Raw genomic sequence first — 13,541 nt, 5'->3', positions numbered from 1 at the left:
CTTCTTATTGCTGGGCGCCCAGCACCTCCATGCGGCCCATCGCCGTGCGGGCCGAAAACTGCGGACGATACATGTCCTCGACGCTTGCGGCCGGATGATCGTAGACGCCCGGGGTTACGGCGCGCACGACATAGGCGAAGGTCATGTCACGGTCCGCGCCCGAACCCTGGTCGAAGGCGGCGACAAAGCGGTCGTTGCGGAATTCGACATGGGCCGGCTGAACTTCGCTAAGCCAGTCGAAGTTCGACAACTGGGCGCTGTTAACGATGCTCGGATTATCGATCTCGAAGCCTGCCGGCAGGAGATCGGTCACGAGGATGCGCTTTGGCCAGTCATTGTCCTCGGTCACGTGCAATACGACGACATAGCGTTCGTTCTGCTGTGCCTGGCTGACATTCGCCTCTTCGCCGTCGAGCGTATAGTACTTGCGCTCGATCTTGAAGCCGTTGCCGCCGGCCGGCAGCTGCGCGACCGGAGCCGCGACCGTGGTTACGGCAGCCGACAGCGGCTGGCGCGTCGTGTTGGTCACGGTCAGCGGATGGCCCATCAGAGCATCGCCCGACATCTGTGCCATGTAGGTGCCGCTATGGGCGGCGCCGTTGACGTCGAGTGTCAGGCCGTCATCGCCGTTCTGCAGGGCGCGGGCGGCGAGCAGCATCCAGGTCTGTTCCTGGGTGCTGGTATATTTCCGGCTCTGCCAATCCTTGGCGACGACGCTGGCGAGTTCCGGAATGATCGGCGGCACCGGGCGGCTTTCGGCAGCCAACGCCAGCACGGCCGCACCGTCGCGCAGCGACGAGCCGTAATCCGAGCGGACGAAGCTGACCTTTGTGACTGCCGCCTTCTGCGACATCTGCAGCGAGTCCACGAAGATGTTGCGAGAGCGCTGAGCATCCCCATAGAGCGCGAGAGCCGCAGCCAGATGCGCCTTGGAGAGCGGCGTCGGGAAGTCGTTCAGCATCGTGTCCGCATAGTAACGCAGATCGCTGATCGAGGCCTTCTTGTTGCGCGCGAGCACATAGAGCGCATAGGCGATTTCGTTTCCGTTGTCCTTGACGTTGGTGTTGGCGCTCAACGCATTCTGGAGGTTTTCGAGGCCCTGCACCATCGCCTGGTCCGGCACGTTGTACTTCTGCTCGCGGGCGCGGGTCAGGAAGTCCATGACGTAGGCATCAAGCCAGAGATCGCCCGAGCCCGGTCCCCAGAGCCCGAAGCTGCCGGTCGAAGACTGGTAGGACAGTTCGCGATAGATCGAATCCTGCACGCGCTTCTGGATCTCGGCGTCATCGGCAAGGCCATTCTTGATGGCCATGTCGCTGAAGTAGAGCAACGGCATGGCGCTGCTCGCCGTCTGTTCCGCGCAGCCATAGGGATAGCGGCTGAGGCTCATCAACAGCGCCGGCACGTCGAAGGCGCTGGAGCGGCTGACATTCACGCTGACAGAGGCGCCGGGCAGCACGCTGTCGGCGAGAAGGTCGGCATTGACGGTCAGGCTCTTGCCGGGGGCAAGCGCGATGGCGCGCCGTTCGGTGACCGGCAGCTGCGACGGACGAACCGGGATATCGACCGATTGATCGAGCGACATGCCCGAAGCATTCGACAGCTTGATCGAAACCGTGCCGTCGCCCGGCTGTCCGCCGGTGAGTGGCAGCGTAATGGCGTATTTGCCGCCGGTTTCGAGGTTGATCTTCTGTTGGGTAGCGTTTGCATCCACCGTCACGGCGCTATTGCCTGTTACCGCGAGCGTGTATTCGCCGGCCGGCGAATCGGTGTTGGCGACGTCGAGACGCAGGTTGGCCTTGTCTCCGGGCGCCAGGAACTTCGGCAGGCTGGCGGTGACGACGACAGGATCGCGGATGATGACGTCCTGCGTCGCGTGACCGACGCCGGCCTTCGACCAGGCAACCGCCATCAGCCGCGCCGTTCCGTTGAACTGCGGAATGTCGAAGCTGACATTGGCCTTCCCATTCGCATCAAGCTTGATGGGACCGGAGAAGAACGCGATCAGCTTTTCCTTCGGCGGGCTTGCTTGTAAAGCCGCCTGTCCGCCGTCGCCGCCGGTGCGTAGCTTGCCGGTGGCGCCGAGCGAGCCATCGATGAGGCGACCGTAGATGTCGCGGATTTCGAGCCCGAGCTGACGCTGGCCGTAATACCAGTCATCCGGTGCCGGCGGCTGATAACGCGTGAGATTGAGGATGCCGACATCGACGGCGGCGATCGTGACATAGGCGTCCTCATTGGCGCCTGCGCCTGATACCTGCAGGCCGATATTAAGCGGCTGACGCGGAAGTGTCTTCTGCGGCGCGTCGATCTTGATCTGCAGCTTGCGCTCGCCGGGGTCGACGGGAGCCCATTTGATGCCGATGGCGCGCATCGGCATGCGGCTCTCCTGGGCATCGCCGGGACGGAACAACGTAGCCGTCAGATAGGTGCCGGCACCCCAGTCCGCCGTCACCGGAACATCCACTTCGCCGCCCTTGGCGCCGATATCGGCATTGGTGACCGAGATCAGCGTTTCCGAACCGGCCGTCACCATCAGCTGACCGGCATAGCGCGACGTGACCTTCAGCTTCGCCGTATCGCCGACATGGTAGCTTTCCTTGTCGAGCGCGATCTCAAGCGCGTCAGGCGTTTCCGTCGAGGTGGAGGCCACATACCAGCCGGCATTGAATTCCACGCTCGATTCCGGGCCGTTCGCGTCGGCGGTGGAGACTTCGAGCCGGTAGCGGCCCCAGGTAACGGGCATGGAAATGGCCGCGCCGTCCGTCGTAGCATTGACCGTGCCGACTGCCACCTGCTTGGTGGACATGATCGGCTCGAACTTCCAGCTGCTGCCGTCGCGGTACCATTGATAATTGCGCTCGACGCTGAGCAGCTTCCAGGTCAGGCCCTGCATGGCCTGTTTCTGGCCATTGGCGTCGACAACGATGACATGGAAGTTGCCGACGGAGTTTTCCCCGAGATCGCCGTCGAATTCCGGCTTGATGCCGATGCGCGGACCGTCCGCCTTGACGGGCAGCGTCAGCGAACGCTCGACGGCGCGGCCGCCGGCTTCCTGCATGCGCACCGTAATATTGGCGTTCAGGAGCTGCGTGGTCGAAGGCGTATCGTTGATCGTGACGTTGAAGGTGGTCTTGCCGTTTTCATCCAACGCCTGCAGGTCTTCAAGGGGAACCTGCGTGCTCTCGGCCTTGCTGTCGCCGCTGCCGCTGTCTTCGTCGTCATTGTTGGCGTTTGCCTTGCCGGCACCTTCGTCGGCGAGGCCGAACTGATAGCCTTTGTAGGCGTCGCTCTGGCGCGTCGGCTTCAGCGTCACTTCGCCTTCCAGATTGAGGCCGGCGGCCGGTGCGCCATAGAGATAGCGGCCATCGACATTGACGGGCGTCGGCTGGCCGACTTCGATCTCCTTGGCGTCGCTCTTCATGTCGAATTCGATGCGATCCGGCACGAAATCGTCGACGAGGAAGGTCTGTGAGCCGATAGAGGAACCCTTCGGGTCGGTATAGATATTCATCGTCCAGGTGCCGCGCATCGAGGTCTGCTGCAGCGGAAGATCGACATTATAGCCGCCCAGCTTGCCGCCATCGGTGACGATGCGGCGATCCTCGACGCCATCCGGGCGGAGGAAGACGAAGGTGAGCGGCAGGTTTTCGACCGCCGTCGAGCTGACGTCGCGGGCAAGGGCGGAGGCATGCACCGTCTCGCCGGCACGGTAGATGCCGCGTTCCGTCCAGGTCAAAAGGTCGATCGCACCAGGCGCGGTTCGACCGGCGACGCCGCGATCGGAAAGATCGAAGCCGGCGCGCGTCATGTCGAGGAAGACATAATCCTGATCGCCGTTTTGGGCGGTAATCACGGCCGGCGTCATGCCAGCAGTACCGCGCATCAGGCCGGCGCTGAAGACGGCGCGTCCGTTGTCGTCGGTCTTCGCCGTGCCGAGGATTTCATTGTTCTTGGCGAGCAGCTGCAGCTGGATGCCGGCCAGCGGCTTGGCGCTGCCGAGCGAGCGGGCGAAAACGTTGAGCCCGTCGGTGCCGGCATAGGTGGTGACGCCGATGTCGGAAACGACGAACCACTGCGTCGCCTGCGGGTCCCATTCATGACCGCCGCTCTCGGGCGCAACCGCCGTCAGCACATAGACGCCGGGCTTGCGCTTCGGCAGTGCCTCGTCCACAGGGAAGCTGGTTGCGACTTCCTTGTTGAGTTCCTGCTTGATCTCGATGGAGCCCTGCCAGACCAGTTCGCCATTGGTGTCCTGTATGGTCTGGGCGCTGTAGCTGTCCACCTGCGTCAGGAACTGCGAGTTGTTCAGAAGCTGCGCGATATTGCGGTCGCCGATGCGGTAGAGCTTGAGATTGGCCGTAGCGGCGTTGACCGAAACGATCGGGATGCCGCGCCGCGCGGTCGAAGGCAGGACGAAATTGTCGCCGGTGAAGCGCAGCGAAGCCGTGCGATCCTTGACGTAGATATCGACATTGACCTGCGAGGCGAGGTTTTCATCCACCGAGGAGGGCAGGCCGGCGCGCAGCGAAATGCGGTAGTGCTGGCCGAATTCCAGACCTTCGACGCAGATCTGATTGTCCTTGGCGTCGACACCCTTCGGCGTGGCGTCGTTGAGGGTGACGAAGGGCGTGTAGTCGACGCCGCTCTTCACCAGCTTTTCGGAGAACTGCACGCAGGCGCGGGGCGAGGCATTGTCGTTGTCGAGCGTATTGCCGGTCACGCGGAAGCCCTGGCGAGCCAGAAGATCGTTATAGGCTGCCTGGACGGCGGCGGAGCTGACGAGATTGAGGCTTGCCTTGTAGGCGCTGAGCGCGGGGCGATAGTTCTGCGCGTTCTTTAGCGCTTCGGCGAGCACAGCCAGCGCATCGGCGCGGCTGCTCGTCGTGCGGGTCAGTTGGTAGCCGTTGAGCGCGGCATAGGCGGCCCGCGTGGCGACGGACGTGTCGTTCGTGATCGTATTGGCGGCGCGCGCCATCTCGATCCACAGATCACCATTGTCGGGATTGATTGAAAGCGCGCCCTGGAAGGCGTTTAGGGCATCGTTGACATTGCCCGAAGTCAGTTCGATGCGGCCGAGCGCGATCAGGCTTTCGACGCCCTGGCCCTTCAGCTCGTTGCCGAGCGTCAGCGTGTTCTTTGCATCGCGCGCGCTCTGGACGAAATTGTCGGAAAGGAAGGAAAGGGCAGGGGCAGCGCCGATATCCGGCTCGCTGGTGGCGGCCGTCTCGACGATCTTGCCGGCGATCGCGCCGGGGAAACTGTTGAGCTGATTGAAGTCCGACTTCATGAAGCACCACTTCACCTTGGGATTGTAGGTGAAGGCCTTGCAGGACTTGTCGCCGATGCAGGAGGCGGAGCACTGATCCAGCGTCACATTCTGCTCTGTGCGCAGATCGAAGCCGAAGTAGTCGCCATCCTTCGTGGTGACCACCTGGCGCTTGACGTCAGCGGCGACCGAAGGGGTCAGAGATGCGAAAGTGGCGAGAAGAAAAGCAGAGAAGCCGATAAACGCGCGCCTAGACATAAGTCCTCCCCACGCTGCCCGTTTTTGATGGCGGCAATCTTCAAATTTCGCACCCGTTTGTCAACCGAGCGTGGAGCTTTCGAACGAGCTTCGCGTCCATGACGATCAATCTAGGAATTTGAAAAAGCCTGCAATTCAGGCGATTCGCATGTTCGGCCATCTTCTCTGCGATGCTTCACTTTTCTTTTCGGTCCCAAAAAGACACCGACCTTTGCGGCCGATGTCTTTGTGTGGGCAGAAGGAGCAGCCCGTTTGTCATATATTCGTCATCGCCAGGGAGGCATCGGTGTATCGTTTGCCGGCGACCGTTTCGGGCGAGATGATGCCACCAAGTTCCTTCAACTCCTGCGGCGACAGCGCGATATCGGCAGCGGCGGCGTTCTGCTCGAGATGGTGCAGTTTGCGTGCGCCGGGGATCGGCACGATGTCGTCGCCCTGATGCAGCACCCATGCGAGCGCCAGTTGTGCCGCCGTGACATTCTTTTCTTCGGCAAGAGCTTGAAGCCTTGCCACCAAGGCCGCGTTGGCATCGAAATTCTCGCTCTGGAAGCGTGGCAGCGAGCGGCGGAAATCGTCGTCGGCGAGATCCTCCGTCTTGTGGATCGCTCCGGTCAGGAAGCCGCGGCCAAGCGGGCTGTAGGGCACGAAGCCGATGCCAAGTTCGCGGCAGGTGGCGAGCACGTCTTCCTCGGGATCGCGGCTCCAGAGCGAATATTCGCTCTGCACTGCAGCGATCGGATGTACGGCATGGGCGCGGCGGATGGTGGCAGAGCCGGCTTCGGATAGGCCGAGTGTGCGCACCTTGCCCTCTTTCACAAGCTCCGCCATGGCGCCGACCGTATCTTCGATCGGCACGTTCGGGTCGACGCGATGCTGGTAGAAGAGGTCGATGACATCCGTGCCAAGTCGCTTAAGGGAAGCTTCGGCGACTTCCTTGACATGCTCGGGCCGGCTGTCGACGCCGATCATCGCCGCCGGGCCACTTTTCGTGAGATCGAGCTTGAAACCGAATTTGGTGGCGATGACAACGCGGTCACGCACAGACTTCAGCGTGCGGCCGAGCAGCTCTTCATTGGTGAAGGGGCCGTAGACCTCGGCGGTGTCGAAAAAGGTGACGCCGAGATCGACGGCGCGATGGAGCGTCTTGACGGATTCGGTCTCGTCAGTGGCGCCATAGGCAAAGCTCATGCCCATGCAGCCCAGTCCAACGGCGGAAACGGTGAGATCCTTACCTAGCCTGCGGGTTTTCATGATGTATTCCTTCTTGAGACGTATGGGAGCGACAGGGGCTCGTGTCCGCTGCCTACGAGTTCAAGTTAGGGTTCCGGACAATGAATGAAAATCCATGCAAATTCTTACAGGTTGTTCTATAATTTAGATCAATGAACAGAACACAACTCTCTCAGCTTGCGGTTTTTGCCGCCGTCGCCGCCCATCGCAGCTTCCGTGCCGCCGGCAAGGAATTGTCGATTGCGCCATCGGCGGTCAGCCACGCCGTCTCCAGCCTTGAGGAAAGCCTCGGCGTGCGGCTGCTTGCCCGCACCACACGCAGCGTGCTTCCGACCGAGGAGGGGCAGGCGCTATTGCAACGGCTGGGGCCGGCCCTGGAGGAAATCGATATCGCGCTGGAGGATGCGCTTGCGACCCGAGGCCGCCCGGCGGGGACGTTGCGCATCACCGCGCCGCGTTTTGCCTCTGACCTCCTGATGGCACCTCGGCTTGGCGATTTCCTCAACACCTATCCCGATATCACGCTCGAGATCGCCAACGAGGATGGCTTCAGCAATATCGTCAAGGAAGGCTACGATGCCGGCATCCGGCTGGCGGAGAGTATCGAAGGCGATATGATCGCGGTGAAGGTCTCGCCTGACATACGCACGGTCATCGCCGGGTCGCCTGCCTATTTCGAGAAGCATCCGAAGCCGCTGCATCCACGCGATCTCGTCCACCACCGCTGCATCAAGCGGCGATTTACCGATGGCTCGATCTATCGCTGGGAATTCGAGAAAGACGGCCGCGAACTGGTCGTTGCCGTCGATGGCCCCCTGATCGTGATCGAGGATCGGCTCGGCGTTTTGGCCGCCCTCAATGGCGCCGGCCTCGCCTATCTTTTCGACATTCGCGTGCAGCAAGAATTGGCCGAGGGCAAGCTCATCCGCGTGCTTGAGGACTGGTGTCCGCCCTATCCGGGCTTCTGCATCTATTATCCGAGCCGCCGCCAGATGCGCCCGGCCCTCAGAGCTTTCATCGATTTCTTCAGATATAGCGGGCCATAGCCATACCGGGGATGGATGGAGAAGGGCGGCCGAGCGTGGCCCGCCGCTCTTCCCTGATTGGCCCGGTATCGGCGGTCAAGCCGCGGCTTTTTGGTTGGCGGCGGTCGTCGCCAGCTTCGAGAGGGTCTTATCGGCATTGCCCTCTTCCTGCAGCGTCTGGTCGAGCAGCTTGACCACCTGCTGCTGGCCGAGCGTATTCGCCCAGGTCCGCAGCGTGCCGTAACGGGCGATCTCATAGTGTTCGACGGCCTGCGCCGCGGAAATCAGCCCGGCATCGAGAGCCGGTGTTCCCTTGAATTCATCGATGATCTCCTCGCCTTCCGCGATGATTCCTTGAATGGCTTCGCAGGTCTTGCCCTGTGCGCGCTTGCCGATCAGTTCGAAGACCTGTTGCAGGCGTTCGACATGTCCCTCGGTTTCCTGCAGGTGCTTTTCGAAGCCGGCCTTGAGATCGGGCGATTGAGCGGCGCGCGCCATTTTGGGCAGCGCCCGGACGATCTGCCGTTCGGCAAAGTAGATGTCCTTCAGCGTATCGTAGAAAAGATCTTCCAGCGTCTTGTCCTTCGGCATTGTTTCTCTCCATCTTCGGGATTGCCTATCTAAGCGATAGCCGCCTTTGGCGACCCCTACAGAAGCCGGTGCAGGATGAATTGTTCCCGTTGCTGACGGATTCGGGTGGTAGCCAGGGCGAAAATCGTCTGAGTTGGCCATGCCGATCGAGGAGGGAAGCGCACTATGAGAAAACCGGGATCGATGAAGGGGCTTGAGGATCTCGGCCGCGTCAGGCTTTCGAAGAACTTCTTCTTTCGCGATTTCCTGCATTCGGAAATCGCGGATTTCTATCGTATTCCCAATATTCCCGAAGACCCGGATCTGGCGATCGAGGCTGGACGCCGGCTTTGCGAGGAATTGCTGGAACCGCTGGAGGCGACATTTGGCCGGCTACATATCCGTTCCGGCTATCGCTCACCCGAGGTCAATGCCTTCGGTAACAGGAATGGATTGAACTGCTCGACCAATCCCCATACCGCCGCGCACCACATCTGGGATATGCGCGATCTCGATGGCTGCATGGGCGCGGCCGTCTGCATCGTCGTGCCCTGGCTGATCGATCACCATAGTCACGAGGGCGATTGGCAGAGGCTCGCCTGGTGGATCCACGACCATCTGCCCTATGCCTCGCTCTGCTTCTTCCCGAAACTTTGGGCCTTCAACATCCAATGGCACGAGCGGCCCAAGCGGGCCATTCAGAGCTTCGTCAGTCCACGCGGCATGCTGACCAAACCGGGCATGGCCAACTGGGAAGGCGACCATTCCGCTCATTACGAGGGCTTTCCCAGACTTAGAAGCTGATGCGATAGCGAATATGCCCGTCGCTCTCAACATAGGTGTCGTAGAGCTTGCGGGCGGTCGCATTGCCCTCTTCCGTATGCCAGTAGAGACGTGCCCAGCCGTTCGTCTTGCAGAGCGCAACGAGATCATCCAGCAGCGCCCGGCCGACGCCGCGGCCTCTGGCGCTTTCGTCGACGAAAAGATCTTCCAGATAGCAGTCGGGCGCGCGCACCCAGGTGCCCTCATGCGTGAGACTGAGGGTAAAGCCCTTCACTTCGCCATCGACCTCGGCCACGCGCATGAAGATCGCCGACGCCGGATCGAAGACCCTGCGCCAGGTCGCATCGGTGATATCAGGCGCGACGGTGACGCCATAGAAGGCCAGATAGCCGTCCCAAAGCGCGCGCCAACGGGCTTCGTCTTCGGGTCTGGCGTCGCGGATCGTCACCGTCATAGGCCTGCCTTTCTTATTCGCCGGCTGCGTCGAGCAGACGCATGGCGTCATCGGAAAGCGAAAGCTTTGCCGAATTGATGAGCGCGTCGAGCTGGCCAAGGCTGGTGGCGCTGGCGATCGGGGCGGTGACGCCGCGCTTGCGCAAGAGCCAGGCAAGCGCGATCTCGGCGGGCTTGGCGCCGGTTTCGGCTGAAACCTTGTCGAGGGCTGCGAGGATGCGCAGGCCCTTGTCGTCGAAATAGGCGGCAACCCGGTTCTCGCGTGCCCGTCCCTCCGTATCCGCCTTGGTGCGGTACTTGCCGGTCAGGAAGCCGGCCGCGAGGCTGAAATAGGTGATGACGCCGATCTCTTCCTTGACGCAGAGATCCGCAAGCGGACCTTCGAAGCTGTCGCGGGCGTAGAGGTTATATTCCGGCTGCAGCACGTCGTAGCGAGGCAAGCCGGCCTTTGCGGCAGCATCGAGCGAAGCCTGGAGCTGCGTCGCATCGAGGTTCGAGCAGCCGACATGGCGGATCTTGCCCTGTTCCTTCAGCTTGGCATAGGCGGCGAGCGATTCCTCATGCGGCGTCTCGGGGTCCGGCCAGTGCGAGAGATAAAGGTCGATGTGATCGGTCTGCAGCCGCTTCAGAGAAGCCTCGGCCGCCTCGATGATATAGCCGGCCTTGAGGCCTTTCTTGCCCGGCCCCATCTCCGATCCGACCTTGGTGATGATGATGGCCTTGTCGCGCGAAACGCGGCCCTGCTTCAGCCACTTGCCGATGATCTCCTCGGAATCGCCGCCCTTGTTGCCGGGGACCCAGCGGGAATAGACATCGGCCGTGTCGATCGTGTTGAAGCCGGCATCGAAGAAAGCATCGAGCAGTGCGTAGGAGGTTTTCTCATCGGCCGTCCAGCCAAAGACGTTGCCGCCGAAAACGATGGGGGCGACAAACAGATCGGTTCGTCCAAGCTTGCGCGTGTCCATGCTATTTCTCCAGGTCATTTGAAAGGTAAACCGGCGAGCGGACGCCGGAGGAAGGGACAAGGCAGGCTATCGGCCTTTCTCGGCGAAGACCACACACAATTTCTTTATTCCGTCGTCGAGCGCCGATAGTGGCTGGGCGGCAGCGCGTTGTATTTCGACCAGACGCGCCGCATATGCCGCGGCGAGGCGAAGCCGGATTTTTCCGCCACGCGCTCCATATCCAGCCGCGAATTGGCAAGTACGTCGCGGGCCAGCGTCACGCGCATCAGATTGACATAGGCCGTCACCGACAGGCCGGCATGCTCCTGAAACAGCCGCGAAATATGCCGTGCGCTCATTGCGCCGATGCCCGCAAGCTCGGCAAGCGACCAGCCGTGGGCCGGATCGGCCATGATCGCATCCTGAACGCGATGGATGGCGGGGTGGACGTGATTACGGCCGCTGAGCCAGGGCGAGAGCTGCGGCTCGCTGCCGGTCCTGCGCATATAGACGACCATGTGCCGGGCAATGGTCAGAGCCGTCATCGGTGAAGTCAGCTTGGAGGCGAGATGCAGCATCAGATCGGTGCCTGTGGTGATGCCGGCGCTAGAATAGCGATCGCGGTCTTCGACGTAGAGCCGGTTGTCGAGAACCCTGGCCGTCGGAGCGAATTCCCTGACTTCGTCGAGACAGGCGGCATGTGTGGTGCAGGCATAGCCGTCCATCAGCCCGGCGCGGGCGGCGAGCACGGCTCCGGAGCAGATGGTGACGAGGGTAATGCCCGGACGGATCGCGCTTTTCAGCCACGCCGCGAGCGTGGCTAGCTCCGGCTCTATATCCTCGGCATCGTCGGGCGGCGTGACGCTGCCGGACAGGATGACATAGGCGCCATCAGGAATGTGATCCGGCAACGGCCTGAGATCGGCAAGCGTCAGCCCGACCGAAGTCGTCTGTGACGGCTGGGCAGCGATGAACTGATAATCGAACAGGACGTCGTCCTGTTCGATATTGGCGCGGCGCAAAACCTCCACCGGCCCGGCCACGTCCATCAGCAGCGTATAGGGCGGCAGAAGCACGTAGACAGGAATGATCCGCCGATGGAGGCGCTGGTCGCTTTGGGTCATGCGGCATTCAGGATCGTTGCATCGGCGAGCGCCTCTTCGACCGTTGCGATACGGGCGAAACGGCCCGATAGCACCAGTTCGCTGCGCTTCTTGATATCGTCGACGCTGAAGACCGTGCCCGAGGCATGCGTCATCGGGAAGGTCAGCGTCGCCTCGGTGACATAGTCGACCTCATAGCCGAGATCGGAGGCGTGCCGGGTCGTCGTCTCGCAGCATTGCTCGGTGCGGATACCCGAGACGATCACCTTGCGGATGCCGTTTGCCACCAGCCAGACATCGAGACCGGAGCCGACGAGTGCCGAGTGGCGGCGTTTGTGGAAGACGGCATCGGCCTCCAGCGAGATCTCATCGAGCTTGCGCACATAGCCGCTCTTCAGGCTGAAATGCGCGTCGCTGTCCTCGACATGGAAGATCTGGACGACGGGAATGCCTTTCGCCTTGGCGCCATTGATCAGCGCCTGCAGGCGGTCGGTAAAGACCGGCAGGTCGTCCGTTCTCCAGTAGGGACGCTGGCGAAAGGATTCCTGGACATCGATGACGAGCAGTGCGGTATCCGCATGGGACATTTTCGTATCTCCTGTGCTTGAAGGATAGCCGAGATTAGGCGTCGCTTGAAAGCTTCGAAAGCCATCTGGCAGACAGAAAAGGGACAAATACGGACATGGTGAGATGGTCCTTATGTCCTCGGGTTCGCGCCTGCGGGCCGTCTCGGGCGTTGCGCCTTCGGCAGGGGCCGAATAAGATTGGCGTCGATTTCGTTCAGAGCGGAATGCCCCGTTTCGCTTTACCCCACCGTGTTCACAAAGGATCCCGCCGGAAAGCCCGTGTTGCGATCATCGCCATGCGGCCGTCTGCTTCGGGACAATGCTTCAGGAGAGAGATCATGCTGCGCTTCGGAATTCTGTCGACGGCCAAAATCGGCCGCGATCTGGTCGTGCCCGCCATTCAGGATGCGGAAAACTGCGTTGTGACGGCAATTGCCAGCCGCGATCTCGGTCGCGCCCGGCAGATGGCAGACCGCTTCTCCGTGCCGCATGCCTTCGGCTCCTATGAGGAGATGCTTGCCTCCGATACGATCGACGCCGTCTATATTCCCTTGCCCACATCGCAGCATGTCGAATGGACGATCAAGGCTGCCGATGCCGGCAAGCATGTGCTGTGCGAAAAGCCGATCGCGCTCAAGGCGGATGAGATCGACAGCCTGATCGCCGCCCGTGATCGCAACAAGGTGCTGGTAACGGAAGCCTATATGGTCACCTATGCGCCGGTCTGGAGGAAGGTTCGCTCGCTGCTTGCCGATGGCGCGATCGGCCGCCTGCGTCATATCCAGGGCGCCTTCACCTATTTCAACCGTGATGCCGGCAACATGCGCAATATCCCGGCGCTCGGCGGCGGCGGCCTGCCCGATATCGGCGTCTATCCGACGATCAGCACCCGTTTCGTCACCGGCCGCGAACCCCTGCGCATCCAGGCGGTGACCGAGCGCGATCCGGAATTCGGCACCGACATCTATTCCAGCGTCAAGGCAGACTTCGGCGACTTCGAGCTCACCTTCTACATCTCGACACAGATGGCCAACCGTCAGGTCATGGTCTTCCACGGCACGGAAGGCTTCATCGAGGTGAAGTCGCCTTTCAATGCCGACCGTTACGGCGCGGAAGAGCTGGAACTAACCAATCGCGGCCATTCGGAATCGCAGATTTTCCGTTTCCCAGACAGCCGCCAGTACAGGCGCGAGGCTGAGGCCTTCGCCTCTGCTGCGCTTGGTCAAGGCGCAGAGGTCGTGTCGCTGGAAAGTTCGAAACTCAACCAGAAGGTCATCGACGCCATCTACCGCGCCAGCGAGAAGGATGGCTGGGAGCCGGTCTGAGGGCGTTCCTTATTG

10 protein-coding genes are annotated in these 13,541 nt (G+C 61.6%); 3 read left to right on the top strand and 7 right to left on the bottom strand.

The features are described from left to right. Window positions 1-4 precede the first annotated feature (4 nt). On the bottom strand, window positions 5-5,527 hold the full coding sequence (locus AC13QY_RS17780) for an alpha-2-macroglobulin family protein (RefSeq protein WP_488493752.1): 5,523 nt from the start codon (window positions 5,525-5,527) through the stop codon (window positions 5-7). 255 nt (window positions 5,528-5,782) lie between these two features. Continuing rightward, on the bottom strand, window positions 5,783-6,778 hold the full coding sequence (locus tag AC13QY_RS17775; protein WP_113351409.1) for an aldo/keto reductase: 996 nt from the start codon (window positions 6,776-6,778) through the stop codon (window positions 5,783-5,785). A gap of 131 nt (window positions 6,779-6,909) precedes the next feature. On the opposite strand from AC13QY_RS17775, the gene AC13QY_RS17770 reads away from it, so the two are divergent. Further along, window positions 6,910-7,803 carry a LysR family transcriptional regulator gene (locus AC13QY_RS17770; protein ID WP_113351408.1) on the top strand — a complete coding sequence of 298 codons (894 nt, stop codon included), beginning with the start codon at window positions 6,910-6,912 and terminating at the stop codon, window positions 7,801-7,803. A gap of 75 nt (window positions 7,804-7,878) precedes the next feature. Here AC13QY_RS17770 and AC13QY_RS17765 read toward each other — a convergent pair whose 3' ends face one another. Continuing rightward, window positions 7,879-8,373 carry a YciE/YciF ferroxidase family protein gene (locus AC13QY_RS17765; RefSeq protein WP_113329877.1) on the bottom strand — a complete coding sequence of 165 codons (495 nt, stop codon included), beginning with the start codon at window positions 8,371-8,373 and terminating at the stop codon, window positions 7,879-7,881. Between the two features lie 165 nt (window positions 8,374-8,538). Here AC13QY_RS17765 and AC13QY_RS17760 point away from each other — a divergent pair, with 165 nt between their 5' ends. Next, window positions 8,539-9,156 carry a hypothetical protein gene (locus tag AC13QY_RS17760; RefSeq protein WP_113390830.1) on the top strand — a complete coding sequence of 206 codons (618 nt, stop codon included), beginning with the start codon at window positions 8,539-8,541 and terminating at the stop codon, window positions 9,154-9,156. On the opposite strand, the gene AC13QY_RS17755 is transcribed toward AC13QY_RS17760, so the two are convergent. From AC13QY_RS17755 to AC13QY_RS17740, 4 genes are all read right to left on the bottom strand, one after another. Further along, window positions 9,146-9,589 (bottom strand): GNAT family N-acetyltransferase, encoded by a 444-nt coding sequence (locus AC13QY_RS17755; RefSeq protein ID WP_113351406.1) that lies wholly within the window; start codon window positions 9,587-9,589, stop codon window positions 9,146-9,148. The two genes, AC13QY_RS17760 and AC13QY_RS17755, sit on opposite strands and share 11 nt — an antisense overlap. Before the next feature lie 13 nt (window positions 9,590-9,602). After that, window positions 9,603-10,553, bottom strand: coding sequence for an aldo/keto reductase (locus AC13QY_RS17750; protein WP_113329880.1), 951 nt, complete (start codon window positions 10,551-10,553; stop codon window positions 9,603-9,605). A gap of 104 nt (window positions 10,554-10,657) precedes the next feature. Continuing rightward, window positions 10,658-11,656 carry a GlxA family transcriptional regulator gene (locus AC13QY_RS17745; RefSeq protein WP_113329881.1) on the bottom strand — a complete coding sequence of 333 codons (999 nt, stop codon included), beginning with the start codon at window positions 11,654-11,656 and terminating at the stop codon, window positions 10,658-10,660. Next, window positions 11,653-12,222 (bottom strand): isochorismatase family protein, encoded by a 570-nt coding sequence (locus AC13QY_RS17740; RefSeq protein WP_113351404.1) that lies wholly within the window; start codon window positions 12,220-12,222, stop codon window positions 11,653-11,655. Before AC13QY_RS17740 ends, AC13QY_RS17745 begins: the two co-directional genes overlap by 4 nt. Before the next feature lie 317 nt (window positions 12,223-12,539). On the opposite strand from AC13QY_RS17740, the gene AC13QY_RS17735 reads away from it, so the two are divergent. Further along, window positions 12,540-13,526 carry a Gfo/Idh/MocA family protein gene (locus tag AC13QY_RS17735; RefSeq protein WP_488493751.1) on the top strand — a complete coding sequence of 329 codons (987 nt, stop codon included), beginning with the start codon at window positions 12,540-12,542 and terminating at the stop codon, window positions 13,524-13,526. The last annotated feature ends 15 nt before the right edge of the window (window positions 13,527-13,541 follow it).

It is taken from the genome of Martinezella sp. CNPSo 3795 (assembly GCF_057784475.1).
Note: the sequence above shows the minus strand (reverse complement) of the source record. Positions and strands in the feature narration are given on the sequence as shown.

Coding starts and splice junctions, on each gene's coding strand:
- AC13QY_RS17780 (WP_488493752.1), bottom strand. CDS start 5,527: ATGTCTAGGCGCGCGTTTATCGGCTTCTCTGCTTTTCTTCTCGCCACT.
- AC13QY_RS17775 (WP_113351409.1), bottom strand. CDS start 6,778: ATGAAAACCCGCAGGCTAGGTAAGGATCTCACCGTTTCCGCCGTTGGA.
- AC13QY_RS17770 (WP_113351408.1), top strand. CDS start 6,910: ATGAACAGAACACAACTCTCTCAGCTTGCGGTTTTTGCCGCCGTCGCC.
- AC13QY_RS17765 (WP_113329877.1), bottom strand. CDS start 8,373: ATGCCGAAGGACAAGACGCTGGAAGATCTTTTCTACGATACGCTGAAG.
- AC13QY_RS17760 (WP_113390830.1), top strand. CDS start 8,539: ATGAGAAAACCGGGATCGATGAAGGGGCTTGAGGATCTCGGCCGCGTC.
- AC13QY_RS17755 (WP_113351406.1), bottom strand. CDS start 9,589: ATGACGGTGACGATCCGCGACGCCAGACCCGAAGACGAAGCCCGTTGG.
- AC13QY_RS17750 (WP_113329880.1), bottom strand. CDS start 10,553: ATGGACACGCGCAAGCTTGGACGAACCGATCTGTTTGTCGCCCCCATC.
- AC13QY_RS17745 (WP_113329881.1), bottom strand. CDS start 11,656: ATGACCCAAAGCGACCAGCGCCTCCATCGGCGGATCATTCCTGTCTAC.
- AC13QY_RS17740 (WP_113351404.1), bottom strand. CDS start 12,222: ATGTCCCATGCGGATACCGCACTGCTCGTCATCGATGTCCAGGAATCC.
- AC13QY_RS17735 (WP_488493751.1), top strand. CDS start 12,540: ATGCTGCGCTTCGGAATTCTGTCGACGGCCAAAATCGGCCGCGATCTG.